General features: G+C 70.2%; 24 protein-coding genes. 8 read left to right on the forward strand and 16 right to left on the reverse strand.

What is annotated here, in order from left to right:
* Positions 1–91 precede the first annotated feature (91 nt).
* Both AC1RN0_RS02120 and AC1RN0_RS02125 read left to right on the forward strand, forming a co-directional pair.
* Positions 92–2296: an arylsulfatase gene (locus tag AC1RN0_RS02120; RefSeq protein ID WP_492785775.1), complete on the forward strand. Its 2205-nt coding sequence runs from the start codon at positions 92–94 to the stop codon at positions 2294–2296.
* Entirely contained in the window at positions 2293–3459 is a 1167-nt protein-coding gene (locus AC1RN0_RS02125) for a glutathione S-transferase family protein (RefSeq protein ID WP_492785776.1), read from the forward strand. Before AC1RN0_RS02120 ends, AC1RN0_RS02125 begins: the two co-directional genes overlap by 4 nt.
* On the opposite strand, the gene AC1RN0_RS02130 is transcribed toward AC1RN0_RS02125, so the two are convergent.
* Positions 3456–4331: an RNA polymerase factor sigma-32 gene (locus AC1RN0_RS02130; RefSeq protein WP_492785777.1), complete on the reverse strand. Its 876-nt coding sequence runs from the start codon at positions 4329–4331 to the stop codon at positions 3456–3458. The genes AC1RN0_RS02125 and AC1RN0_RS02130 overlap by 4 nt on opposite strands.
* Before the next feature lie 251 nt (positions 4332–4582).
* Between AC1RN0_RS02130 and AC1RN0_RS02135 the strand changes: the two genes are divergently transcribed.
* Positions 4583–5014, forward strand: a complete 432-nt coding sequence (locus AC1RN0_RS02135) for an SRPBCC family protein (RefSeq protein ID WP_492785778.1) — start codon at positions 4583–4585, stop codon at positions 5012–5014.
* Positions 5015–5041: 27 nt separating this feature from the next.
* Here the strand turns inward: AC1RN0_RS02135 and AC1RN0_RS02140 are convergent, their stop codons facing one another.
* The 6 genes from AC1RN0_RS02140 to AC1RN0_RS02165 all read right to left on the reverse strand — a co-directional run bounded on the left by AC1RN0_RS02140 (position 5042) and on the right by AC1RN0_RS02165 (position 11535).
* Positions 5042–5476 (reverse strand): acyl-CoA thioesterase, encoded by a 435-nt coding sequence (locus AC1RN0_RS02140; protein WP_492785779.1) that lies wholly within the window; start codon positions 5474–5476, stop codon positions 5042–5044.
* 270 nt (positions 5477–5746) lie between these two features.
* Positions 5747–6250, reverse strand: a complete 504-nt coding sequence (locus AC1RN0_RS02145) for a CarD family transcriptional regulator (RefSeq protein ID WP_488899138.1) — start codon at positions 6248–6250, stop codon at positions 5747–5749.
* Between the two features lie 301 nt (positions 6251–6551).
* Positions 6552–6893: a ferredoxin FdxA gene (gene fdxA / locus AC1RN0_RS02150; protein ID WP_492785780.1), complete on the reverse strand. Its 342-nt coding sequence runs from the start codon at positions 6891–6893 to the stop codon at positions 6552–6554.
* 151 nt (positions 6894–7044) lie between these two features.
* Entirely contained in the window at positions 7045–7329 is a 285-nt protein-coding gene (locus AC1RN0_RS02155; protein ID WP_492785781.1) for a S4 domain-containing protein, read from the reverse strand.
* On the reverse strand, positions 7326–9836 hold the full coding sequence (locus AC1RN0_RS02160; RefSeq protein WP_492785782.1) for a helicase-related protein: 2511 nt from the start codon (positions 9834–9836) through the stop codon (positions 7326–7328). The genes AC1RN0_RS02155 and AC1RN0_RS02160 overlap by 4 nt, the downstream gene beginning before the upstream one ends.
* 37 nt (positions 9837–9873) lie before the next feature.
* Positions 9874–11535, reverse strand: a complete 1662-nt coding sequence (locus AC1RN0_RS02165) for an amidohydrolase (protein ID WP_492785783.1) — start codon at positions 11533–11535, stop codon at positions 9874–9876.
* A 473-nt stretch (positions 11536–12008) separates the two neighbouring features.
* On the opposite strand from AC1RN0_RS02165, the gene rpmB reads away from it, so the two are divergent.
* Positions 12009–12305, forward strand: coding sequence for a 50S ribosomal protein L28 (gene rpmB / locus AC1RN0_RS02170; RefSeq protein ID WP_488899133.1), 297 nt, complete (start codon positions 12009–12011; stop codon positions 12303–12305).
* Positions 12306–12406: 101 nt separating this feature from the next.
* On the opposite strand, the gene AC1RN0_RS02175 is transcribed toward rpmB, so the two are convergent.
* The 6 genes from AC1RN0_RS02175 to AC1RN0_RS02200 all read right to left on the reverse strand — a co-directional run bounded on the left by AC1RN0_RS02175 (position 12407) and on the right by AC1RN0_RS02200 (position 19417).
* Complete coding sequence (locus AC1RN0_RS02175) at positions 12407–12709, reverse strand: hypothetical protein (RefSeq protein ID WP_492785784.1); 303 nt, start codon at positions 12707–12709, stop codon at positions 12407–12409.
* A 167-nt stretch (positions 12710–12876) separates the two neighbouring features.
* Positions 12877–14019 carry an L-lactate dehydrogenase gene (locus AC1RN0_RS02180; protein WP_492785785.1) on the reverse strand — a complete coding sequence of 381 codons (1143 nt, stop codon included), beginning with the start codon at positions 14017–14019 and terminating at the stop codon, positions 12877–12879.
* On the reverse strand, positions 14016–15014 hold the full coding sequence (locus AC1RN0_RS02185; protein ID WP_492785786.1) for an esterase-like activity of phytase family protein: 999 nt from the start codon (positions 15012–15014) through the stop codon (positions 14016–14018). The genes AC1RN0_RS02180 and AC1RN0_RS02185 overlap by 4 nt, the downstream gene beginning before the upstream one ends.
* Positions 15014–16945: a cobaltochelatase subunit CobT gene (gene cobT / locus AC1RN0_RS02190; RefSeq protein ID WP_492785787.1), complete on the reverse strand. Its 1932-nt coding sequence runs from the start codon at positions 16943–16945 to the stop codon at positions 15014–15016. Before cobT ends, AC1RN0_RS02185 begins: the two co-directional genes overlap by 1 nt.
* 47 nt (positions 16946–16992) lie before the next feature.
* Positions 16993–17682, reverse strand: a complete 690-nt coding sequence (locus tag AC1RN0_RS02195) for an AprI/Inh family metalloprotease inhibitor (RefSeq protein ID WP_492785788.1) — start codon at positions 17680–17682, stop codon at positions 16993–16995.
* A 67-nt stretch (positions 17683–17749) separates the two neighbouring features.
* Positions 17750–19417: a sensor histidine kinase gene (locus tag AC1RN0_RS02200; RefSeq protein ID WP_492785789.1), complete on the reverse strand. Its 1668-nt coding sequence runs from the start codon at positions 19415–19417 to the stop codon at positions 17750–17752.
* A 135-nt stretch (positions 19418–19552) separates the two neighbouring features.
* Between AC1RN0_RS02200 and AC1RN0_RS02205 the strand changes: the two genes are divergently transcribed.
* On the forward strand, positions 19553–20254 hold the full coding sequence (locus AC1RN0_RS02205) for a TorF family putative porin (protein ID WP_492785790.1): 702 nt from the start codon (positions 19553–19555) through the stop codon (positions 20252–20254).
* 66 nt (positions 20255–20320) lie between these two features.
* On the opposite strand, the gene AC1RN0_RS02210 is transcribed toward AC1RN0_RS02205, so the two are convergent.
* Both AC1RN0_RS02210 and AC1RN0_RS02215 read right to left on the reverse strand, forming a co-directional pair.
* A complete protein-coding gene (locus AC1RN0_RS02210) occupies positions 20321–20530 on the reverse strand; it encodes a cold-shock protein (protein WP_488899127.1) in 210 nt (69 codons plus the stop codon).
* A 190-nt stretch (positions 20531–20720) separates the two neighbouring features.
* Complete coding sequence (locus AC1RN0_RS02215; protein WP_492785791.1) at positions 20721–21062, reverse strand: hypothetical protein; 342 nt, start codon at positions 21060–21062, stop codon at positions 20721–20723.
* A 127-nt stretch (positions 21063–21189) separates the two neighbouring features.
* On the opposite strand from AC1RN0_RS02215, the gene AC1RN0_RS02220 reads away from it, so the two are divergent.
* From AC1RN0_RS02220 to AC1RN0_RS02230, 3 genes are all read left to right on the forward strand, one after another.
* Positions 21190–21717: a GNAT family N-acetyltransferase gene (locus AC1RN0_RS02220; protein WP_492785792.1), complete on the forward strand. Its 528-nt coding sequence runs from the start codon at positions 21190–21192 to the stop codon at positions 21715–21717.
* 23 nt (positions 21718–21740) lie between these two features.
* Positions 21741–22136 (forward strand): VOC family protein, encoded by a 396-nt coding sequence (locus AC1RN0_RS02225; protein WP_492785793.1) that lies wholly within the window; start codon positions 21741–21743, stop codon positions 22134–22136.
* Between the two features lie 97 nt (positions 22137–22233).
* On the forward strand, positions 22234–22482 hold the full coding sequence (locus tag AC1RN0_RS02230) for a hypothetical protein (RefSeq protein ID WP_492785794.1): 249 nt from the start codon (positions 22234–22236) through the stop codon (positions 22480–22482).
* A gap of 66 nt (positions 22483–22548) precedes the next feature.
* Here AC1RN0_RS02230 and AC1RN0_RS02235 read toward each other — a convergent pair whose 3' ends face one another.
* Positions 22549–22833 (reverse strand): GIY-YIG nuclease family protein, encoded by a 285-nt coding sequence (locus AC1RN0_RS02235; protein ID WP_492785795.1) that lies wholly within the window; start codon positions 22831–22833, stop codon positions 22549–22551.
* Positions 22834–22879: the final 46 nt, after the last annotated feature.

Consider the following 22879-nt stretch of genomic DNA (forward strand, 5'->3'; position numbering starts at 1 on the left):
CCGCGCCCATTCAAGTTACCCGGTGGTAATCGGCATAAACGGTGCTACTATATCCGTCCGCCGGGGGGCGGGTCGCGGGAGGAAAGCGGGCATGCCGATGACGGGCGCGGGATCATCCAGACTCTGGACGGGCCTGCGCAGGATCGGCCTTGCGACCGCGGGGCTGCTGGCGCTGGCTTTCGGGCCGGGCGCCGCGGCCCCCCTTCCGGCGACGGCGCCCAACATCGTGGTCATCGTCGTCGATGACGCCGGCTATACCGACTTCGGGGCCTACGGGAGCGAGATCGCCACCCCGACCATCGACAGCCTGGCCGCCACGGGCGTGCGGTTCGCCAACTTCCACGCCACCCCGATGTGCGCCCCGTCCCGGGCCATGCTGCTGACCGGCGTCGACAGCCACACGGCGGGCGTCGCCAACCTGCCGGAATCGACGCCGCCCGAGCACCGTCGCGACCCGGCCTACCAGGGCCGGCTGGCGGCCAATGTCGTCACCCTGGCCAGCCGGCTGCGGGCCGGCGGCTACCACACCTACATGGCCGGCAAGTGGCACCTGGGGCACGGGCCCGGCGACCTGCCGGTCGACCGCGGCTTCGAGCGGTCGTTCCCGATGGACGCCACCGGCTCGGACAACTGGGAGCAGCGGCCCTACTTCCCGATCTACAAACAGGCCGACTGGTTCGAGGACGGCCGCCGGGCGATCCTGCCGAAGGACTACTATTCGTCGCGCTTCCTGGTCGACACCATCATCCGCTACGTCGACGGCAAGCCCGACGACGGCCGGCCGTTCTTCGCCTACCTGCCGCTGCTGGCGATCCACATCCCGATCCAGGCGCCCGACGCGTTCGTCCGCAAGTACGACGGCCGCTACGCCGACGGCTGGCAGGCCCAGCGCCAGCGCCGCTACGAGGGCGCGATCCGCGCGGGCCTGATCCCGGCCGGCACGCCGCTGGCGCCGATGCCGATGAACGTGAAGGCCTGGAGCAAGCTGACCCCGGCCGAGCAGCAGCTGGCCGCCCGGCACATGGCCATCAACGCCGGCATGCTCGAGGCGGCCGACCATCACCTCGGCCGGCTGGTCGCCCACCTCAAGGCCACCGGCCAGTACGACAACACCCTGTTCGTGGTCCTGTCGGACAACGGGCCCGAAGCCGGCGACCCCACGGTCGAACCTGTCTTCAAGCTCTGGATGAAGAGCGTCGGCTACGCCTGGGACGGCGAGGGCCTGGGCGGCAAGGGCACCTATTCGGCCATCGGTCCGGGATGGGCCAGCGCGGCGGCCGCGCCGATGACCCTGTTCAAGTTCTACGCCTCGGAAGGCGGCACCCGCGTGCCGCTGATCCTGTCGGGGCCCGGCGTGCGCAAGGGCGCGACCAGCCACGCCTTCTCGATCATCAGCGACATCACCCCGACCCTGCTGGACTACGCCGGCGTCACGGCCGCGCCCGCGCCGGCCGCGCCGATCACGGGGCGCAGCCTGCGGCCGGTGCTCACGGGCGAGGCCGCCTCGGTCTACGACGCGACCATGCCGGTCGGGCTGGAGGCGGCCGGCGACTCGGCCCTGTTCAAGGGCGACCTGAAGTTGACCCGCAACACCGGGGCCCTCGGCGATCCGCGCTGGCGGCTCTACGACATCGCCAGCGACCCGGGCGAGACGAAGGACCTCAGCGCGGCCATGCCGGGCAAGGCCGCCGAACTGCTGGCCGACTACCGCGCCTGGGCGGCGCGCGTCGGCGTGGCCGAGATCCCGCCGGGCTACGCGCCCGACAAGGAAGTCGCCAAGAACATCTTCCTGCGCATCGCCGAGAAGTTCGCCGTCCCGCTGACGGCGGGCCTGCTGGCGGTGTTCGGGCTCATCGCATTCGCCGCATACCGCTACGCCCGGTGGCGGGAAACCAAAGGGGAGGGGCCCGTGGCCCGGACATTGACGCGCGGCCTGATCAGCCTGGTGGGGCTGCTCGCCCTGTTGCTGGCCAGCCGGTTCTGGATGGCGCCCGACAAGATCGGCGCGACCATGGGGCTGCTGGTCGACGGGGCCGCCGGCCTCGGAACCCTGCGGGCCGACATGGCCGGGTTCTTCGGCGCCTCGGGCGTGATGCTGCTGCTGGCGGCCGTGCGCGACGACGCCAAATGGCTGAAGCCCGTGCTGCTGCTGCTGGCGATCGCCCTGTCCGGCCGGGTGCTGAACCTGGTCCTGACCCACGGCGGCCAGATCCTGATCCCGCCGATGGTCGTCGAGGCGGTGCTGATCGCCATCACCCTGCTCGGCCTGCGGGTGATGAAGGCGAAGGCCTGGTGAGCCGGCCCGCGCACCCGGACCTGGCCGCCCTGGCCGGGATGCGGATGCACGGGCTCGACCTGTCCTACTTCACCGGCAAGCTGCAGGCCTACCTGCGCTACTGCGAGCTGCCGTTCGACGTCGTCGAGATGGACACGGCCGGCCTGCGCCGCGCCGCCCGGGCCACCGGCATGGCCCAGATGCCGGCCGTCGAACTGGCCGACGGCCGCTGGATGACCGACACGACGGCGATCATCGCCTGGATCGAGGCGCGCCGCGCCGGGCCGGAGGTCACGCCGCGCGACCCGGCCCTGCGCTTCTTCAGCCTGCTGCTGGAGGACTACGCCGACGAGTGGCTGTGGCGGCCGGCGTTGCACTACCGCTGGAGCTTCCAGCCGGACACCGCGCTGATGGGCCGGCGCATCGCCGCCGAGATGCTGCGCGACGTTCCCGGGCCGCTCGCCCTGCGCACCGCCGTGATCATCGCCCGGCAGCAGCGCAAGTACGTCCGCGGCGACGGAATCACACCGGCCACGCGCGGCGCGGTCGAGACGCTCTACCACCGGACCCTCGCCGCGCTGGAGGCGATCCTCGTCACGCGGCCCTTCCTGCTGGGTGACCGGCCGAGTCTCGCCGACTTCGGTTTCATGGGCTCGATGTTCCGCCATTTCAGCCTCGACCCGACGCCCGCGCGGATCATGCGCGACACGGCGCCGGCGGTGTTCGAGTGGGTGGCGCGGATGTGGAACGCCCGGGCCTCGGCCTTCGCGGACCGGGCGCTGCTGGACGCCGTCCCCGAGGACTGGGCGCCGTTCCTGGCCGAGGCGGCGAGCGGCTACCTGCCGTATCTGGCCGCCAACGCCGAGGCCGCGGCGGCGGGACAGGCCACGTTCGCCGTGACCCTGCAGGGCGTCGCCTGGCGGCTGCCGGTCAATCTCAACCGGGTCCATTGCCTGAAGGCTTTGCAGGCGGCGTTCGCGGCGCTGCCCCCCGACGCGGCGGCGGCGGTGCGGTCACGGCTCGAGGCCGCGGAGGCCTGGGCGCCGCTGTGGCGCGTCACCGCGCCGGACGTCGGGTTCGACCCCGAGGGTCGACTGCCGTTCCTGACGCCGGAGACCGCCTGGGGCCCCGGCGCCGCGCCGAAGCGGGGCCGCCGCCCGGCCCACGACGGCGCCGCGCGCTAGCCGACCAGCCCGGCCTCGACGGGGTCGCCGACCTCGCGTTCGATGAAGGCGCGCATCTTGTTCAGGGCGACCTGTTCGATCTGCCGCACCCGCTCCTTGGAGACGCCCATCCGCGCGCCCATGGCCTCGAGGGTGATCGGGTCCTCGGCCAGCCGGCGGGCCTCGATCACCGCGCGCTCACGCGGCGTCAGGGCCTCCATCGAGCGCCCGATCAGGCCGCTGCGGCGCTCGCCGTCGATCGAGGCCTCGACGACCTCGTCGGGCCGGTCGCGCTCGTCGGGCAGCAGCCCCAGCCAGTTCTCCTCGCCGTCGGCGCTGATCGGCGCGTCCAGCGAGCGATCGGGACCGCCCATGCGCGAGGCCATGGCCTCGACCTCGCCCTCCTCGACGCCCAGTTCGGTGGCGATGGTCGCCCGCGCCTCGGCGGTCAACCGGCCGTCCAGGTCGCCCAGCCGGGCGCGCAGGCCGCGCAGCTTGAAGAACAGGCTCTTGGCCGAGGCGGTGGTGCCGGTGCGGACGATCGACCAGTTGCGCAGCACATAGTCCTGCATCGCCGCGCGCACCCACCAGCCGGCGTAGGTCGAGAAGCGCACGCCGCGGTCCGGGTCGAACCGGTCGGCGGCCTGCATCAGGCCGACGGCGCCTTCCTGGACCAGGTCGGCCATCGGCAGGCCGTAGCGGCGGAACTTGCTGGCCATGGCGATGACCAGCCGCATGTAGGCGCCGGTCAGCTCCTGCAGCGCCTCGTCGTCGGCGTCGTCGCGCCAGCGCCGGGCCAGCGCCTGTTCACGGTCCGCAGGCAGCAGCGGCGCCCGCATCGCCTCGCGCATGAAGCGCCGCTCAACCAGTCCGCCGTCCGATCCGACCGCCATGGGCTGTCTCCTTTGGAAGGCAATACGACCGGTGGGTAACCGTGGATCACTCAGGGGGACATGTACGGGTGGATCGCGGCGGGCGCCCCACGATCGTCATCCTGGGCCTTGTGCCCGGGACCCCTCTCAACGTGTTCCAGATCCGTCAGGCTGGAACACCGCACCTGCGACGGAGCGAGGGATCCTCGGGACAAGCCCGAGGATGACGGGGTGGGGATTCGATCCTAGTCTCGCGACGCACAGGGGCATCCATGAAACAGATCCGCACCGAAGCTGTCATTTCCGCGCCGCCGGCGAAGGTCTGGGCGGTGCTCACCGATTTCGCGCGCTATCACGAATGGAACCCGCTCAACATCGCCGCCGAAGGCCAGGCCCGGGCCGGCGGGAAGATCCGCACGACCTTCCTCAACCCGGCAGGCAAGCCCGGCGCGACCATCACCCAGACGGTGACCCTGACGCAGTTCGAGCCCTACACGGCCCTGGCCTGGACCGGCGTCGTGCCGTTGCTGTTTCACGGCACGCATCTGTTCCGGCTCGAGCCGGTCGCCGAGGGCACGAAGCTGATCCACGGCGAGAACATGAGCGGCCTGATCGCCATGACCTTCTCGGCCGAGCAGCTCGAGCGGGATTTCCGGCCCCACTACGTGGCGGTCAACGCCGCCCTGGCGAAGCGGGTGGCATAGGGGACATGTACCGAAGGTACGTGTCCCCTACGGTTCAACGACCATCAGCCGCTCCAGCGCCGCGCGCAGGTCCGGAACGATCGAGCTGGACCCTTCCGCCGAGGCCTGCACCAGCACGGTCCAGCACACCCCGACACACCGGTCGTTCTGGTACATGGTCTGCCCGATCTCCCACGACGAGTTGCCGATCCGCAGGATGCCGGAGGCGACCTCAACGTCGCCGGGGTGGAACACCTCGCCCATGTAGCTGACGCGCACGTCGGCGGTGACGATGCGCACGCCGGTCAGGCCGCCGGTCAGCTCGAACGCCCGCCGCATCAGCTGCGACCGCGCCTCGTCGTAATAGGCGGCCACGGCGATGTTGTTGACGTGCCCCAGCCGGTCCTCGTCGTGATAGCGGGTCTGCACCCGGACGCTGTGCGGATAGAGGGCGCGGTCCTGGCGCCAGGCGGGGGGCTTCATGGTCGTGTGCTCGGCGGATGACGGTCAGGCGACGGCGATAGGGCGGCTGACGCAGGGGGAGTCGACTCCTTCACCCGTCATCCTCGCGCTTGTCGCGAGGACCCATGCGCACGGTGGTCTTCGCCCGGGCTGAATGTCTCCGCGCGGAATGACGTCGACGGTGTGCAGGGGTCGTCGGAACAGGTCCGACGTTGACGGACGCGGGGGCGCAACGCAAAACGCCCGGCGTTTCCACCGGGCGTTTCACGAATTCGCAGTCGCTGAAAAGGCCTAGGCGGCCTTCTGCAGGGACTTGGTCAGGATGCCGACGGCGGCGTCGCGATCGATCTTCTCGATGGCGGCGACTTCGCGGGCCATGCGGTCCAGCGCCGATTCATAGAGCTGACGCTCCGAATAGGACTGTTCCGGCTGGTTCTCGGCGCGGTGCAGGTCGCGGACGACCTCGGCGATCGAGATCAGGTCGCCGGAGTTGATCTTGGCTTCGTACTCCTGGGCGCGGCGCGACCACATGGTGCGCTTGACCCGGGCGCGGCCCTTGAGGGTCGTCAGGGCCTTGGACACGACATTGCCCTCGGCCAGCGGACGCAGGCCGGACGTGACCGCCTTCTTGGTCGGAACGCGCAGCGTCATCTTCTCGTGGTCGAAGGTGATGACATAGACCTCGAGCGACATGCCGGCGACTTCCTGGGTCTCCACGGCACGGATCGTGCCCACGCCATGGGCGGGGTAGACCACGTGGTCGTCGACCGAAAACGCCAGACCAGACTTGCTCATATGTTCGTCCTTCTCTTGCACCCTGTCCGCGAGGGGTCGCCTCGCGGGCCGCATCCAGGCCTGTCTGTCGACAGCGAAAACTCCTCCGACCGCGATGGGGGTCGCGGAGTGCGCCGTCTCAGATTGGATAGACCGTTAGGACACCCTCGCCTTCGCAGGCGCGCCGTTCGGATGCGGCTGTTCTTGAACCAAGGCGCGACGGCGGACCCGTCACGTCAGACAGGACCCTATCACAAAATCGAGCCTAAAGAAAGGGTTGCGAAAGCCGGCTATGCTGCTCGGGATTCCGCTTACCCTTGGGTCACGACCCCTTGCCGGGCTTCTCGCTGAAGTACTTCTCGAACTTCCCGGTCTCGCGCTCGAAGTCGGCGGCGTCGGCGGGCGGTTCACCCTTGAGGGTGATGTTCGGCCAGATCTTGGCGAACTCGGAGTTGATCTTCAGCCACTTGCCGTCGGGCTCGTCCTCGGTGTCCGGCTTGATCGCGTCGACCGGGCACTCGGGTTCGCAGACGCCGCAGTCGATGCATTCGTCGGGGCTGATGGCGAGGAAGTTCTCGCCTTCATAGAAGCAGTCGACGGGGCAAACCTCGACGCAGTCCATGAACTTACATTTGATGCAGGCGTCGGTGACGATGTAGGTCATCGGGGAACTTGGCGGTCCAGATGGTTGAGTGCGGGCGCCTTTTCAAAGGCGGGGGCCAGCTTGTCAATGCGGCGAGGTCTCCCAGCGCCGACAGGAAAACTCAAGGGGCCGCGCAAGATTTGATCTGACCCCGGATCAGACTGCCGAATCGTCATTCGGAGGCCTCCAGCGGCGCGTAGAGGGCGCGGGCCTCGGCGGGCGGGCCGCGACGCTCGCCGAACGCCTCCAGCTTCACCGCAATGACCCGGCCGCCCAGGGCGAACACCAGCTCGTCGCCGCGCTTCAGGCCGCGTGAGGCCTTGTCCAGCCGGCCTTCGGTCCCGGACCGGGTGAACCGGATGCGGCCCTCGTCGACGAAGCGGGCCGCCAGCGACCGGCTCTTGAAGAACCGGGCGCGCCACAGCCAGACATCCGCGCGACAGGACTCCTCGCTCATGAGGCGGCGGGCTTGCGGCGTTTGGGCCGGCGGCGGCGGGCCGGGGGCGCGACCTTCAGCCCGGCCAGGGCGGCGAACGGCGAATGGGCGGGCGGCGGCGCGGCGGCTCCGGCCGGCTTGTCATTGCGCCGCCGCCAGGCGATCGGCTCGGTCCGGCTGATCGGGGTGAAGCCCAGGGCCCGCAGGATGACCCCGGCCTCGGCGGCGGTCCAGCCGAGGCCCTCGCGCGCCGCATCGCCCAGGATGATGCCGGTGCTCGGCTTGAATCCGGCCCGCAGCAGTTCGTCGAGCGCCTCCAGTTGTCTGGCCGGGACCGCGAACGGGCCCACGGCGCGCAGCCCGCGGGCGGCCAGCACGCGCGGATCGGGCGCCGGCGTCGGCAGACGGCTGAGCGCCTCCAGCGGCGGCCGCCAGGCCCCGCCGGCCATGGCCTGGGCGAAGGCCAGCGCCTCCGGCTCGAGCAGGCCGGGCATGAACAGGCTGAACGCCCCGATGCGCACGCCCAGCGTCCGCAGGGTCCGTCGCTCGGCCTGGCTCAGCGCCTTCAGGTCGGCCTCGACCGCGCGGCGGTCCAGCAGCCCGCCGGCCTCGACCAGCCGGTGGCCGATGCCGCGCGGCAGACCCTTCACCTGCCCGGCGGCCATGGCCTGTTCCAGCTTCACCAGCGGCGCCAGCCGCCGCTCGCGCTCGGCGGCGAGGAAGGCCTGCAGCCGCTGCCGCGCGCGCTCGCGCGCCGTCTCGGGGCCCAGCTCGCCGAGCAGCCGCACCTTGCCGCCCTCGACGATCTGGCCCGCCGCCGCGCCGTGCCACAGCACCGCGCCGTCGGGCGTCACGCTGAAGGCGTCGTCGTCCTCGCCGGCCAGCTGGCCCAGCCGCCGCGTGACCTCCGGCCCGACGGCCCGCTGGGCGGCGCCGCGCAGGGCCTTCTCCTCCAGCGAGGAAGCGGCCTTGGCGCCCTGGAAGGTCAGCCCCTGCAGCCGGCCGACCACATGGCCCTCGACGGTCACCGTGCCGTCCTCGGCCACGCCCGCCAGCATCTCGGACCGTTCGCCCAGTTGCCGCATCAGCACGCTGGTGCGCCGGTCGATGAACCGGGCCATCAGCTTCTCGTGCAGGGCGTCGGACAGGCGCTCCTCGAGCCCGCGCGTCACGCCCTGCCAGTGGGTCGGGTCCACCAGCCAGTCCGGCCGGTTGGCGACATAGGCGAGCGTGCGGACCCCCGCGAGGCGGGTGGCCAGGGTGTCGATCTCGCCGTCGGTGCGGTCGAGCCCCTTGAACTGGCCGTGCATCCAGTCCTCCGGCATGCGCCGGCGGCCGGTGGTCAGGTTCTCGAACAGCGTCCGGATCAGGCGCAGATGTTCATCGCTGGTCTGCTTGCGGAAGTCGGGCGTCTGGCAGACCTCCCACAGCCGCTCCAGCGCCACCCGGTCGCGCACCCGGTGGACGATGTCGGCGTCCTCGGCCAGCCGCTTCAGCGCCTGCTCGTCGAGCGCCTCGGCCGACAGGGCCAGGCCCTCGCGGTTCGGCGTGGCGTCCAGCGAGCGGATCAACGACGGCAGGTTGTCGAAATCGAGCCGGTGGTTGCGCCATTGCGCCCCGGGGACGGCCTGGAAGGCGTGGTTCTCGACGCTGAGCACCAGGTCCTCGTCCATGTCCTCGGCCTCGCCGGTGACGCCGAAGGTGCCGTCCCTGACGTGCCGCCCGGCCCGGCCGGCGATCTGGCCGACCTCCTGCGGATGCAGCCAGCGGGTCTTCTTGCCGTCGAACTTGCGCAGGCCGGCGAAGGCCACATGGTCGACGTCCATGTTCAGCCCCATGCCGATGGCGTCGGTGGCCACGAGGAAGTCGACCTCGCCGGACTGGTACAGCGCCACCTGGGCGTTGCGGGTGCGGGGGCTGAGCGAGCCCATGACCACGGCCGCGCCGCCGCGCTGGCGGCGGATCAGCTCGGCGATGGCGTAGACGTTGTCGGCGCTGAAGGCGACCACGGCGCTGCGCCGGGGCAGGCGGGTCAGCTTCTTCGATCCCGTGTATCGCAGGCTGGAGAACCGCTCCCGCTCGATGATCTCGACGCCGGGCAGCAGCCGCCGCACCAGCGGGGCCATGGTCCCGGCGCCCAGCAGCATGGTCTCCTGCTTGCCGCGCGCGTGCAGCAGCCGGTGGGTGAACACATGGCCGCGCTCGGGATCGGCGCAAAGCTGGATCTCGTCGACGGCGAGGAAGTCGACCTCGCGCCCCAGCGGCATCGCCTCGACGGTGCAGATGAAATACTGCGGCCGGGGCGGGACGATCTTTTCCTCGCCGGTGATCAGCGCCACCTCGCGCGGGCCCTTCAGCCGCACCACCCGGTCGTAGATCTCGCGCGCCAGCAGCCGCAGCGGAAGGCCGATCATGCCGCTGTGGTGGCCCAGCATGCGCTCGACGGCGAGATGGGTCTTGCCGGTGTTGGTCGGGCCAAGCACCGCCACGAGCCGGTGCGCCGCCTGGCCAGTGGAACGGTCACTCATGATGCAAAGGTGGGGGAGTCGAGCCTCCCCGGCAAGGTCAGCGCCCGTCGTGGACGATCTTGCCTCCCACGACGGTCAGAACCGGCTTCACCTTGAGGATGTCCGCCTGCGGAACGGTCATGATGTCGGCCGAGAAGACGGTGATGTCGGCCGGGCAGGACTGCACCAGCACGCCGCAGTCGCCGCCATCGACGAGATTGGGCGTCAGGGTGAAGGCGCTCAGCGCCGAGGGCCGGTCGATCGCCTGCTCCGGATGCCAGTCGGCGCCGGACCGGCCCTGCAGGTCCTTGCGGGCGACGGCGGCGTAGAACTCGATGCGCGGATCGCCGACCTCGACGGGCGCGTCGGTGCCGAACACCACGGTGGCGACGCTGTCGAGCAGGGACTTCCAGGCATAGGCGCCCTCGAGCCGCCGGGGCCCCAGTCGCGACGGGGCGAACCACAGGTCGCCGATGGCGTGCGACGGCTGCATCGAGGCGACGATGCCGAGACCCGCGAAACGCGGAATGTCCTTCGGATCGAGGATCTGGGCGTGCTCGATGCGCCAGTGCAGGTCGCGCGAGACGGCCGGGTCCGACCCCAGCACCTCCTCGTACCAGTCGAGCACCAGCCGGTTTCCCCGATCGCCGATGGCGTGGAACGCCACCTGGGCCTTCACGGCTTGCGCCTGCTTCAGGATGGCGATGGTCGCATCGTGCTGGGCGATCAGCAGGCCCGAGGTGTCGGGCCGGTCGGTGTAGGGCCTGAGCAGGGCCGCGCCGCGCGAGCCGAGCGCCCCGTCCATGTACAGCTTCACCCCGCGCACCCGCACGCGGCCGGTGGCGTCCTCGTAGGGGCCGCGCTCCAGCACCTCGGCGGAATCCTCCGGCGTCATGAACACGTCGACGCGGATCGGCAGCAGGCCTTCGGCCGCCAGCGCCATCAGCACCTTCAGGTCGTCGGCGCTGGTGCTCATGTTGACGGCCGTGGTCCAGCCGCGGTCGGCATAGAGCTGCACGGCTTTCTGCAGGGCTTCGCGGCGGGCGGCGATCGACAGCGGCGGCAGCTTGGCCCCGATCAGGTCCTGGGCGGTGTCCACCAGCATGCCGGTCGGCTCGCCCTCGGGCGTGCGGTCGATGCGGCCGCCCACAGGGTCGGGCGTCGCGCCGGTGATTCCGGCCAGCTTCAGGGCGGCGGTGTTAAGCACCACGGCGTGGCCGTCGGCCCGCGCCAGCACGATCGGCCGGTCGGCCGACACGGCGTCGAGGTCGGCGCGGGTGGGGAAGCGGCCTTCGGGCCAGTGGGTCTCGATCCAGCCGCGTCCCACGATCGGTTCGCCGCCCGGATGGGCGACGGCCCAGGCCCGGACGGCCTCGACCAGTCCGGCCACCGACGTGACCTGGTCGAGGTTGAGCGTCATCTCGCGCAGGCCCACGCCGGTCAGGTGCACGTGCGAATCGACGAATCCCGGATAGGCGGCGGCGCCCTTGAGGTCGATCTCGGGCAGGCCGGCGGCCTTTTTCCGCGCCGCGACGAGGGATCCGGCGAAGACGATCTTCTCCCCGCGCACGACCAGCGCCTCGGGCCGGTTGCCCTGTCCGCCCACGGCCCCGACGTAGATCGGGCCGCCGAACATAAGGAATCCGGCGTCTTCCGCCCGCGCCACGGGGGCGGCGGCGAGCGTCATCAGGGCGAGCAGCAGGGAGACAAAGCGGATCACGGGAAGGCCTTGGATAAGGAGTTAACGCGCCGGGACCTTGGTGGCGAACAGGGCCGAAACGAATCAGGACCGAATCAGCGATTTCGTCCAATTCGTCATTTGTTCACCGCAACATATTGTATCTTAACGGTGATTAACCACAACGTGAAAGTTTGAATCTCCCTCCCGATCTCTCTCCTTCCTCTCCCGCGAGGGAGAGGGGGACCCTGTGGAGCAGGGTGGAGAGGGAAGCGCCGGGGTTGGAGGCGTGGCGCGGTCGATCAGCATGGCCTCGCCAACGTCTGCGTCTCCCTCTCCACCAGCCTCCGGCTGGTCCCCCTCTCCCGCGCGGGGGAGGAAGGAGTTCGATGCGGAAGGGGAAGCATCCCCCTGACTCCAATCCTTGACGCCCCGGCCTCTCTTGCCTATACCCGCCGCTCCCGTGCGGAAGGCCACTTCCGCGCGCCCGAAATTCTTATGCGAAGGTCGCTTACATGTCGCGCCGCTGCGAACTCACCGGTGTTGGTCCCATGGTCGGGAACAACGTGAGCCACTCGAATATCAAGACGAAGCGCCGCTTCCTGCCGGCCCTGTCGCCCGCCACGCTCCAGTCGGAAGCGCTGGGCCAGAGCTTCAAGCTGCGGATCACCAACGCGGCGCTGCGCACGCTGGACTTCCGCGGCGGCCTGGACGTGTTCCTGGCCAAGGCCAAGGACGAGGACCTCTCGCCCCGCGCCCTCAAGATCAAGCGTCAACTGAAGGCCAAGCTGGCTGAACAAGCCGCCGCCTGAGGCCACGAGCTTCAAGACGACAGACGGCCCGCGGGGAAACCCGCGGGCCGTTTGCGTTGCGGGGCGCGCACCGGGCCGGCCGGCGCGCGCCTTTTTCGGGTCTAGCGGGACGCCAGGGCGATCTTCGCCGGATGCGCCGTGTTGTAGGCGACCAGCTGATCGTCCCCGAGTTGGGCGACAGCGGCGTTGACGCTGCGACGCACGCATTCGGGGTAGACGTAGACCGCGAGCGACTGGCCGCGGGCGTCGTCCCAGCAGACCTTGCTGGCGGCCTGCACGATCTCGGTGTGCAGCTGCTCGGTGGTCTTGCCGGCGATGGTGACGCGAACTTCACCCGCGAGCGCCGGGCCGGCGACGAGGGTCGAGACGAGGGCCGCGATGGCGGCCGACTTGAACGTGGTCATAATGAGCACTCCCGAAAGGGGTTGAGGGTTCAACCGGTTCCGGACCGCTTCCTCCGACGACCGCGGCTTGTTCACCCGTCTGATCGTCGAGTCGGAGGTTAGTGGCGCCACGTAAATATGATCAATGATAATGTTGCGCCGCGACGATCACATATTGCGGCGCAGCATTACCGCGCGAGCAGCTCCGGGCCCGCCTCGCGCACGTCGGTGCAGCCGGTCAGGGCCATGGCCATCATCATCTCCTGGCGCATGATCTGCAGCACGTGCTCGACGCCCTTCTGGCCGGCTCCGGCGAGGGCCCAGGCCCAGGCCCTGCCGATGAAGCAGCCCTTGGCGCCGCTGGCCAGGGCCTTGACCACGTCCAGCCCCGACCGCACGCCGCCGTCCATGATCACCGTCAGGTCGTCGCCGACCGCCTCGGCGATGGCGGGCAGGGCGCGGATGCCGCTCTGCACGCCGTCCAGCTGCCGGCCGCCGTGGTTGGACACGATCAGGCCGTCGGCGCCGTAACGCTTGGCCTCGCGGGCGTCATCGGCGTCGAGGATGCCCTTGATGACCAGCGGCCCGTCCCAGTTCTCGCGGATCCAGTCGAGGTCCTTCCAGGTCAGGGTCGGGTCGAAGTTCTTGGTCACCCAGGGCCAGAACTCCATCACGCCCTGGGCCTCGGGAATCGCCGGCGCGAGGTTGCCGAAGGTGTGCGGACCGCCCCCGACCATCACGTCGAACGCCCAGTCCAGGTGGGTCAGGCCGTCCCACAGCCGCTGCAGCGGCACGAACGGCGTCTGGGCCCCGAACAGGCCCGAGCGCACGTCGCGATAGCGGGCCCCGGGCACCGGCAGGTCGACGGTGAAGGCCAGCACGGGGCAGCCCAGCTCGGTCACCCGGCCCAGCAGCTCCTTCATGTAGCCGCGGTCCTTGATGATGTAGAGCTGGTACCAGGGCGCCTGGCCGCCGTCCTTCGTCACCTCCTCGACGTCGCAGATCGACAGCGACGACAGGCACATGTTCAGGCCCGCGGCCCGGGCCGCCTTCATCGCCTGCACCTCGCCGCGCCGGGCGTACATGCCGCCCATGCCGATCGGCGACAGCACCATCGGCATGGCCAGCTTCTGGCCGAACAGCTCGGTCTCCAGCGAGATGTTCGAGACGTCGCGCATCACGCGCTGGCGCAGGGCCAGGGCCTCGAAATCCTCGACGTTCCGCCGCAACGTGGCCTCGGCGTAGGAGCCGCCGTCGAGATAGTCGAACAGCACGCCGGGCAGGCGACGGCGGGCCAGTTCGCGATAGTCGGTGACGCAGGCGGGTCTCATCCGGGCGGCATCCAGTCGAAGGCCAGCAGCAGGGTGCGCTGCGTCGGGCTGAAGTTGTCGTCCGACAGCAGGTACAGCCGCCAGCCGCCGTCCGGGCGCGCGACCACCGCCACGCCCTCGAAATTGTCGACCGTCATCGGCGGCGCGAGGGTCAGGGTGTCGACCACCCGTTTGGCGCCCAGCGGATCGCGCACGATCGAGACGATAATCCGCGAGCCGATGGCGGGGATGTAGCTGTGGTGCAGGATCACCAGCTCGCCCTTCGGGCCGGTGGTCAGGCTGGACAGGCGATAGCCGGGCGGCGGCTTCGGCAGGCCGCCGCGCTCATCGCAGATCACATTCAGGCGGCAGAGCCAGACGCCGCCGGGCTCGATCCCGACCCAGTAGGCGTCGGCGCTGACGGTCGGGGCGGCGGCCAGACCTTCCATGCCGTCGTTCTCGGTCATGGCCACGGGGGGCATGGCGACGGGCTTGGGCGGTCGCAGGGTCGAGGGCGCGTAGCGCCAGATGCGATGATGACGCTCGAAGCTGACGAGGATCTCCCCGTTGCCCAGACGGGTGACGCCCTCGGCGTCGGTCCAGTCCTTGCCCTGTAGCGGCATGGCGTCGAGGCCATGCAGCGGCCGCAGCGCGCCGTCGCTCAGCCCGACCAGCCGCCCGGCGGAATCGAGCGTCAGCCGCGCGGTGAACAGGTCCGCGCCGTCGTCCGACACGGACAGGATCTCGCCGTCGGGCTCGACCACCAGATCCGACAGGCCGTGCAGGCGGCTGGTCTGGTCGCTGGTGACGGCGACGCCGCCGGCATAGACGAAGTCGCCGGCCCTGACGCGGGCGGGATCGGACGGATCCAGCGGGACGGACACGGACTGGATCGCCACCTCGGGGCCGGCCTTGACCAGCGCGGCGGGCAGCGTCGGCCGGGTCGTGACACAGGCCGCCAGCGACAGGGCGACGGCCGCCAGCGCGCCTGGAATGGCCGCCCAGCGCCGCCGCATCAGACCAGCGCCTCGCGCACCTGCTTGAACGTGACCGTCTTGGGCGCCGGCGGGTGGGTCACGGGCGGCGCGGCCAGCAGGCCCCGCACATTGGCGACCCGCTTGGGCTCGTCCTCGAACAGGCCGGCCAGTTGCTCGACCAGCGCGCCGCCCAGCTGCTCCACGTCCACGATGGTGACGGCCTTCTTGTAGTAGCGCGTCACGTCATGGCCGATGCCGATGGCCAGCAGTTCGACCGGGCTCTTCGTCTCGATCTCGGTGATCACGCTGCGCAGGTGCCGCTCGAGATAGTGGCCGCTGTTGACCGACAGGGTCGAGTCGTCGACCGGCGCGCCGTCGCTGATGACCATCAGGATGCGGCGCTGCTCCGTGCGGCCCAGCAGGCGCTGATGAGCCCACATCAGCGCCTCGCCGTCGATGTTCTCCTTCAGCAGCCCCTCGCGCATCATCAGGCCGAGGTTGCGTCGGGCCCGCCGCCAGGGCGCGTCGGCGCTCTTGTAGATGATGTGCCGCAGGTCGTTCAGGCGGCCGGGCGAGGCGGTCTTGCCGGCCTTGATCCAGTCGTCGCGGCTGATGCCGCCCTTCCAGGCGCGGGTGGTGAAGCCGAGAATCTCCGTCTTGACCGCGCAGCGCTCCAGCGTGCGGGCGAGGATGTCGGCGCAGACGGCGGCGACCATGATCGGCCGGCCGCGCATGGAGCCGGAGTTGTCGATCAGCAGCGTCACGACGGTGTCGCGGAACTCGGTGTCGGATTCCTGCTTGAACGACAGCGGCGCGGTCGGGTCGGTGATGATCCGCGGCAGGCGCGCGACGTCGAGCATGCCCTCCTCAAGATCGAAGCTCCAGGTGCGGTTCTGCTGCGCCATCAGCCGGCGCTGCAGCTTGTTGGCCAGACGTGAGACGACGCTGGACAGGCTGGCCAGCTGCTGGTCGAGGTAGGCCCGCAGGCGGGTCAGCTCCTCGGCGTCGCACAGGTCCTCGGCCCCGACGATCTCGTCATGGGCGGTGGTGAACACCTTGTAGGGCGGCTCGGCGCGGCCATCGTCCCTGACGTCCGGACGGGCGGGCTTGGCGCCGTCGCCCATCTCGGGGGCCTCGTCGCTCATCTCGGTGGCGTCCTCGTCGGACTCCACCATCTGTTCCTCGCCCTCCTGGGCGTCGCTTTCGGAGCCCTCGGTCTCCTCCATCGAGGCGCCCTCGGGGGTCTGGCCGTCGCCGTCCCCGTCGTCGCTCTCGCTGATCTGGGACTGGTCCTCGTCGCCGGCGTCTTCCTCGCTGCCCTCGGACGGGTCGACGTCGGCGTCGCCGAGGTCGAGGTCGTGCAGGATCGCACGCGCCACCTTGCCGAACGCGGCCTGGTCGCCGACCGTCGCGGCCAGGCGGTCCAGGTCGGCGCCGGCCCGCGCCTCAACGTCGGCGCGGAACAGGTCGACCATCGCCCGCGCGCCCTCGGGCGGCGCGTCGCCGGTCAGCCGTTCGCGCACCAGCAGCGACAGCACGTCGGCCATCGGCGCGTTGGCCCTGTCGGTGATCCGGGCCAGGCCCTTGCGCTCGACCGACTGCTCCAGCAGCGCGGTCAGGTTGCTGCGCACCCCGCCCATGGCGTTGGCGCCGATGGATTCGATGCGGCTCTGCTCGATGGCTTCGAAAATCGCCTGGCTCTGCGGCGAGGCCGGCCGGCCTTTCGCATGGGCGGCGGCGTCGTGGTGCGCCAGCCGCAGCGCCATCTGGTCGGCCATGCCGCGAATGCGCGAGGCCTCCTTGGAGGTCAGGTCGCGCGGCGGATGCGGCAGCACCGCGCGGTTGCCCGACAGCGACGGTCCGTCGCCGGAAAACACGACCTCGAGGTCCGGCGTTTCGGCGAGCGATCGCGCGGCGTGCGCCAGGGCGCGCTTGAACGGTTCGGTCGGGCTTTCGGGCTTGCTGGCCATGCAACCGTCTTACCCCGGCGACGCAGCGGAATGGAAGGCGGTCCGGCTCAGGGTGCGTCCCAATCGCGCACCAGGCCGACAAAAACCCCGCCATGGGCGCCGGTGAATCCCTCGAACGAGTCGCCGCCCAGGGTGGCGATCGGCCGCCCTTTCGACGACAGCAGCACCAGCTGGTCGCCATGGCGCATCCAGGCGGTCAGGTCGGCCCTGTCCCATGGCGCGTGACAGGCGCCGGTCTTCTTCACCGTGCCGCTCATGCCGTCGGCGGAGGCGGTCAGGGTCACCGCGCAGACCGGCGTCCCGCCGAGGCCGGTGAAGCTCCAGGGTCCGGTCATCCGCTGTTGCTCGGTCAGCTCGGGTGTCTCGACGGCCCGGTCCAGGCTGATCGGGTCGCCGTTCGCCGGCCGGGCGATGTAGCCGCCGGCCGGGACCGGCTCGAACTTCAGCACCACATGCCGCATCGGGTCGATGAAGCCGATCGCGCCGCCGGGCAGCACGGTCCAGGCGGCGATGTCCTCGGGCAGGGTGAACCGGTCCTGGCAGTCGGCGGCGAACGCCAGGCTCCAGCCGCCGATGGCCTGGTCGGCGGACAGGATGACGTCGCAGGTCTCGTCGCCCTCGCTGACGCCGGACAGCGTCCAGTCGCCCGCATAGTCCTTCGGCGCCTCGAGCGCGGCGGCGGGCAGGGCGAGGCCGGCGAAGGCCAGGGCGACGGCGAGGATCAGGGGCCGCGTCATGGGGTATCCCGCGGGAGGTCGAGGGCGCGATCCTGCCCGCTGCCGGCACGGCGGTCCAGAGGCGCGTTCAGGCGGCGCTGCGCACCCGGGCCGGTTCGGCCGGCAGGAAGACGCTGAACGTCGATCCCCGTCCGACCTGGCTCTCGACCGCCATTTCGCCGCCCATCAGGGCGACCAGCTCATGGCAGATCGCCAGCCCAAGTCCCGAACCGTTGACGGAGCGGGTGGTCGATGTGTCCAGCTGGCTGAACTTGCCGAACAGCTCAGACAGCCTGTCGGCGGGAATCCCGGCGCCGGTGTCGGTGACTTTGAACTCCAGGCCGCGCGGGCCGCCCGAGACCCTGACCGACACCGCGCCGCGGGCGGTGAACTTGACCGCGTTCGAGATGAGGTTGGCCAGCACCTGGTTGACCCGCATCGGATCGAGCCGCCAGGTCCCGGCGGCGGACGCGGCGATGGCGTATCGCAGCGCCAGGCCCTTGTTTTCGGCCATGGCCTGGAAGGTGTCGCAGACCCGCGAGACGATCTGGGCGAGGTCGACGTCCTCGCGCTGGATCTCCAGCTTTCCGGCCTCGATCTTGGCCAGGTCGAGCACATCGTTGAGCAGGGTCAGCAGGGTCGCGCCGGACTCGCGGATGATGGCCAGGTGCTGGCGCTGGATGGGGGCGAGCTCGCCCCGGTCCATGATCTGCGCCATGCCCAGCACGCCGTTCAGCGGAGTGCGGATTTCGTGACTGATGTTGGCCAGGAACTGGCTCTTGGCCACGCTGGCGGCCTCGGCACGGTCGCGGGCGGCCGTCAGGTCCTCGAGGGTCGCTTCCAGCTTGGCGTCGTTGGCGGCGAGGCTGCCGAGCGCCGCCAGGACCCGCCGGGCCAGCGCGCCCGCGGCGACGGCGAAAGCGGCCAGCACCAGCAGGATCGGCCCCATCGCGTCCTTCAGGAACCCCGCGCCCGGGCGACGCGGCGTCCAGCCGACCCGGCCGATGACCTGTCCCCGGCCGTCGCGCAGCGGTGCGGACACGCCGGAAGCCGCGGCGTCGCCCGTGAGCAGGCGGGCGTTCTGGATGCCCAGGTCCGCCTGCAGCTCGGTCAGGAAGGCGGGGCTGAGGCGGCGTCCGGAGAGGACCACCGTGGAGCGGCCGGCGGCCTGTCTGACGCCCGCCGTTTCCGGCAGCACGTTGGACAGCGCCACCAGCCAGATCCCACCGCCCGAGCGGACGAAGGCGGCGCGCGTGGTCACCCCGGTCAGGCCGGTCGGTCCGTTGGCGCCCGACCGCTTCCGCCGGGCCTCCGCCGCGCGGAATTCGGCGACCAGCGGCCGCAGGTCGGCGGCGAACGCGGCGTCGGCGGCGGGCGACACGGCCTGGCCAGCGTCGGCGGCGTAGAGCACATGATCGTCGGGCGCGAGCACCAGCGTGCGGTCATGATGCATGTAGGTGGCGTAGTAGACGCCATAGTTCTCGTGCGCCCAGGTCGGGTCAAACGTCAGGACCGTCTTCTGGTAGGCGTCGTCCCACACGGTCGCCGAGGTGATGTCCTGCACCACCTTCGCCTGGCGCCGATCGAGCGTGCGGATCACCAGCGCCTTTTCCTCGGCGGCGACGGCGCGGTCGACGGCCCGGGCGGCGAAGCTCAAGGCCCCCAGCCCTCCGGCCAGGACGATCACGATGACCAGCAGACCCAGGAACAGGATCCACTTCAGCTCACTCCGGCTGCGGGTCGAGATCAGCGTCATTCAACCACAATAAAGGGGAAGCGCTAATTTCGGTTGAACTCAAAATGGGCCAGCGGTCCGCAGGTCATCCGGCCACGGTGCGCTGTTGTTAACCTTGGGCGCCGAGGATCACGAAAATCGAGGCGGGAGGCGCTAATGATCAGATCCTTGTCCATACTGGCCGCCGGCGGATTGCTGATGGCCGCCGGCGCGGCCCGGGCCGCGGAAGACGCGCCTTCGGGCGGCTGGACGCTGTCCGGCGAGATCGGCGTGGTCAGCGACTACCGCTATCGCGGCTACTCCCTGTCCGACGGCGACCCGTCGGTGCAGGGCGGCCTGACCGCGACCGCGCCGAACGGCGTCTACGCCTCGGTCTGGGGCGCGGGGATCGCCGAATATGGCGTCGGGCCGGACGGCGACGGCGCCAGGGTCGAGGTCGATCTGGTCGTCGGAAAGACCTTCAGCCTGGGGGGCTGGGACTGGGACGCGGCGGTCATGTACTACGGCTACCCGGATGGATCGAACGTGGACTATGTCGAGATCCCGCTGTCGGCGTCGCGCGCCTCCGGGGCCTTCACCACCACGCTCGGCCTGGCCTGGGCGCCGGCCCAGGACAATCTCGGCGGGGACGACAACCTCTATCTGTCCCTGGCCGGCGACTACGCGCCGGAACGCTGGCCGGTCAGCATCAGCGGCCACATCGGCCGCGAGGACGGCGCCTTCGCCGACGGCAAGATCGACTGGGCCCTGGGTCTGGCGAAGGATTTCGGCCCGGTGAGCCTGACGCTGGAATACACCGACAGCGACGGCCCGGGCGCGGAGTCCGCGGTGGTCGGCGGCCTGTCCTTCGGATTCTGACCCCCGAATGAAAACGGGCCGGCCTCCGCGGGGAGGCCGGCCCGTCAAGCTTCGCGCCGTAAGCCCTTAGGAGGCTTGCAGCTGGCCCGCCGAGGTCTTGCCCGAGCGCTGGTCGCGCTCGAGTTCGTAGCTCAGCTTCTGGCCTTCGTTCAGCGAACGCATGCCGGCGCGCTCAACGGCCGAGATGTGGACGAAGACGTCAGCGCCGCCGTCGTCCGGCTGGATGAAGCCGTAGCCCTTGGTGGCGTTGAACCACTTCACGGTTCCGGTAGCCATGGATGTAACCTCTTTCAACAGTCAGGTTGCGCCCCGAAGGGCGCGGTAGCATCGGTATTTCGGAAGGATCGAAGGACAGGTCCGGCGCAAGACTTCAAGACGTGCGGTGGATGGCGACCGAACCTAAGCGAAATTTCGACGGCGATTTCGTCGCACTTTTTCGCCGGTCAGGCAAGCCGAGTGAGTCGCGCTACCCGCGAACCGCGATTGAAACCCGTCCCGCCGCAACCGGCGGGGAGCGCAGGAGGTTGACGATCTCCAGCAGGAATTCCTTCCGGCGGGCGAGGGCGCCGGGCACATCCTGGCCGGCGCGGACAAACCGGACGTCCTCGCGTTCGGCTTCATGGGCCACCCGATCGGCGACCGCGGGCAGGTGGCCGTCGCCCTTGCGGGCGTCCATCAGGGCGGCGTGCGAGCGGGCTTCGTCGATCCGCTTGCGCACCAGGGCTTCGACGTCGGAGCCGCCTTCGGCGCGGGCCGCCAGGGCTGCGAAGTCGTGCGCGTACATCCGCACGAAACCTTCCTCGATCATGGAGTCTCCAATCTGCCGCCTGAAATACCGGCGGCCGGCGCGCCATCCGCGCGCGGGGTTGCAGGTCGTATAGCACGGATCGGGCGAAATTGGGGACGGAATGTCGCGGCCGCGTTAACCTCCGGCCATGACCCTCACCGATCGTCTGGCCACGCCGGAGGACATGCCGGCCCTGAGCGCCCTGATGGACCAGGCCATCGGCGCGCTCCAGGCCGCGTTTCTGTCGCCCGAACAGATCGCCGCCTCGCGCCTGATCATGGGTCTCGACAGCCAGCTGATCGCCGACGGGACCTACTTCGTCGTCGAGATCGACGGCGAGATCGCCGGCTGCGGCGGCTGGAGCCGGCGGGCGACCCTCTATGGCGGCGACCACAGCCCCGGCCGCGACGCCCACGCGCTCGACCCGGACGTCGACGCGGCCCGCATCCGCGCCATGTACACCCGCCCCGAGTTTGCCCGCCGCGGCGTCGGCCGGCGCATCCTGATGCTCTGCGAACAGGCAGCCCGGCGCGCGGGCTTCAAACGTGTCGAACTGGCGGGAACCCTTGCAGGCCAGCCGCTTTATGCCGCTTGCGGGTTTCGGGTCATCGAACGCCGTTTTGATGATCGGGGCGGCGCCCCCGTGCCGCTGGTCATCATGACAAAGGCCCTCTAGGGCGATTGGGAAGGCAGCGCGTCATGGCCAGCCAGGTCCGTCCGTTTCTGATGTTCCAGGGCGACGCCGACGCGGCGATCGCGCTCTACACCGCGCAGTTCCCCGACGCCCGGGTGACCGATCTGCTGCGCTACGGCCCCGAGGCGCCGGCGGTCGAGGGCAAGATCGCCAGCGCGACGCTGACGGTCGCGGGCCAGTCGGTGATGATCAACGACAGCATCGTGCGCCATGCCTTCACCTTCACCCCGTCCTTCTCCTTCTTCGTCACCTGCGAGAGCGACGCGGAATTCGACCGGCTGGCGGCGGGACTCGGCGAGGACGGACAGGTCTACATGGAGCCGGCCGACTACGGCTTCAGCCGCCGGTTCACCTGGATCAGCGACCGCTTCGGCATCAGCTGGCAGCTGAACCTGCCCTAGGGCGGACGATGCCGCGAAGTTGCGCCGGACAGACGGCCGACGCGTGCTATGCGGCGGGCCGCTGCCGCACAGGGCGTCCGCGCGCCGGAGCCCCCCCATGGCCGTTCAGACCGTTCATCTCGTCCAGGCCTTCATCGCGGGACGCGGCAAGGCCCTGAAGTCGGAGCAGGCGCTGGTCTGCAAGACGGCCGAGGAGGCGATGCGCCGCGCCGAACGCCTCGCCCCCCTGCGCCTCGGCGTGGTCGCCTTCAGCGCCACCGGCGACATGGAAATGGGCGACTTCGACGAGACGCCGACGATCCTGTTCAAGGCCGGAAGGCTGCCCCCGCCGTTTGATGAGGCGTAGGGGCCAGGCTGCGGAGGCTCAAAAAAGAACTCCGCTCATCCCGGCGAAGGCCGGGACCCAGGTTTTTTACAGAAGGTCCTCATAGAGATCGCGCCAGCCGGGATTGGTTCGCTCGATCAGGCGCAGCTTCCACAGCCGCTGCCATTCCTTCATCTGACGCTCACGGCGAAACGCGCCACCCCGCGTGTCGAAGGCCTGATACCAGACCAGCATCGTCACGCCGTGGGCCTTGGTAAATCCCGGTCGAAGGCCTTCCCGATGCTCCCAGATCCGCCGCGTCAGGCTATCGGTCGACCCGATGTAGAGCGTGCCGTTTCGTTTGCTGGCCAGGATGTAGACGTAGAAGGCCATGGCGAAAAAGCCTGGGTCCCGGCCTTCGCCGGGATGAGCGGAATCT

This window comes from Caulobacter sp. GW821-FHT12F03 (assembly GCF_058806855.1).

Bases quoted from the DNA above. Each gene is read 5' to 3' on its own strand.
- AC1RN0_RS02120 (WP_492785775.1), top strand. From the start codon at position 92: ATGCCGATGACGGGCGCGGGATCATCCAGACTCTGGACGGGCCTGCGC.
- AC1RN0_RS02130 (WP_492785777.1), bottom strand. From the start codon at position 4,331: ATGGCGGTCGGATCGGACGGCGGACTGGTTGAGCGGCGCTTCATGCGC.
- AC1RN0_RS02135 (WP_492785778.1), top strand. From the start codon at position 4,583: ATGAAACAGATCCGCACCGAAGCTGTCATTTCCGCGCCGCCGGCGAAG.
- AC1RN0_RS02140 (WP_492785779.1), bottom strand. From the start codon at position 5,476: ATGAAGCCCCCCGCCTGGCGCCAGGACCGCGCCCTCTATCCGCACAGC.
- AC1RN0_RS02145 (WP_488899138.1), bottom strand. From the start codon at position 6,250: ATGAGCAAGTCTGGTCTGGCGTTTTCGGTCGACGACCACGTGGTCTAC.
- fdxA (WP_492785780.1), bottom strand. From the start codon at position 6,893: ATGACCTACATCGTCACCGACGCCTGCATCAAATGTAAGTTCATGGAC.
- AC1RN0_RS02155 (WP_492785781.1), bottom strand. From the start codon at position 7,329: ATGAGCGAGGAGTCCTGTCGCGCGGATGTCTGGCTGTGGCGCGCCCGG.
- AC1RN0_RS02160 (WP_492785782.1), bottom strand. From the start codon at position 9,836: ATGAGTGACCGTTCCACTGGCCAGGCGGCGCACCGGCTCGTGGCGGTG.
- rpmB (WP_488899133.1), top strand. From the start codon at position 12,009: ATGTCGCGCCGCTGCGAACTCACCGGTGTTGGTCCCATGGTCGGGAAC.
- AC1RN0_RS02175 (WP_492785784.1), bottom strand. From the start codon at position 12,709: ATGACCACGTTCAAGTCGGCCGCCATCGCGGCCCTCGTCTCGACCCTC.
- AC1RN0_RS02180 (WP_492785785.1), bottom strand. From the start codon at position 14,019: ATGAGACCCGCCTGCGTCACCGACTATCGCGAACTGGCCCGCCGTCGC.
- AC1RN0_RS02185 (WP_492785786.1), bottom strand. From the start codon at position 15,014: ATGCGGCGGCGCTGGGCGGCCATTCCAGGCGCGCTGGCGGCCGTCGCC.
- cobT (WP_492785787.1), bottom strand. From the start codon at position 16,945: ATGGCCAGCAAGCCCGAAAGCCCGACCGAACCGTTCAAGCGCGCCCTG.
- AC1RN0_RS02195 (WP_492785788.1), bottom strand. From the start codon at position 17,682: ATGACGCGGCCCCTGATCCTCGCCGTCGCCCTGGCCTTCGCCGGCCTC.
- AC1RN0_RS02200 (WP_492785789.1), bottom strand. From the start codon at position 19,417: ATGACGCTGATCTCGACCCGCAGCCGGAGTGAGCTGAAGTGGATCCTG.
- AC1RN0_RS02205 (WP_492785790.1), top strand. From the start codon at position 19,553: ATGATCAGATCCTTGTCCATACTGGCCGCCGGCGGATTGCTGATGGCC.
- AC1RN0_RS02210 (WP_488899127.1), bottom strand. From the start codon at position 20,530: ATGGCTACCGGAACCGTGAAGTGGTTCAACGCCACCAAGGGCTACGGC.
- AC1RN0_RS02215 (WP_492785791.1), bottom strand. From the start codon at position 21,062: ATGATCGAGGAAGGTTTCGTGCGGATGTACGCGCACGACTTCGCAGCC.
- AC1RN0_RS02220 (WP_492785792.1), top strand. From the start codon at position 21,190: ATGACCCTCACCGATCGTCTGGCCACGCCGGAGGACATGCCGGCCCTG.
- AC1RN0_RS02225 (WP_492785793.1), top strand. From the start codon at position 21,741: ATGGCCAGCCAGGTCCGTCCGTTTCTGATGTTCCAGGGCGACGCCGAC.
- AC1RN0_RS02230 (WP_492785794.1), top strand. From the start codon at position 22,234: ATGGCCGTTCAGACCGTTCATCTCGTCCAGGCCTTCATCGCGGGACGC.
- AC1RN0_RS02235 (WP_492785795.1), bottom strand. From the start codon at position 22,833: ATGGCCTTCTACGTCTACATCCTGGCCAGCAAACGAAACGGCACGCTC.